The organism is Tessaracoccus caeni, from assembly GCF_029211185.1.
Classification (GTDB): Bacteria; Actinomycetota; Actinomycetes; order Propionibacteriales; family Propionibacteriaceae; genus Arachnia; species Arachnia caeni.
In genome coordinates this window covers 1-297 of sequence record NZ_JARGDO010000073.1, presented here as the reverse complement: position 1 = coordinate 297, position 297 = coordinate 1, and the positions used below count along the sequence as shown (strand labels likewise).

The window sequence follows — 297 nt, the reverse complement described above, 5'->3', positions numbered from 1 at the left end:
CGATCCAGCCGTAGCGGCGGTCGGTCAGGTAGTCGCAGAACAACGCGACCGCGTTCTGATACGAGCGGATCGTGCCGTGCGAGCACGGCTTGTCGCCGGAGACCAGCTCGGTCGTCCACTCCTCGACATCGGCGGGCGACCACTCCCACGGCAAGCTCCCGCAGAACACGGCGAACCGGCGCACCTGCGACAAGCGCGCCCCGATCGTCTTGGGGTTCAGCATCCGTGAGACCTGCTGCGCCGACCAGCCCGTGAGCATGTCATCGAAGACCTGCTCCGCCGGACGCAGCAACGCCA

General features: G+C 67.3%; 1 protein-coding gene. It reads right to left on the bottom strand.

The features are described from left to right. A partial coding sequence (locus P0D62_RS19055; RefSeq protein WP_406708286.1) for a phage integrase N-terminal SAM-like domain-containing protein occupies positions 1 to 297 on the bottom strand: 297 nt, incomplete at both ends.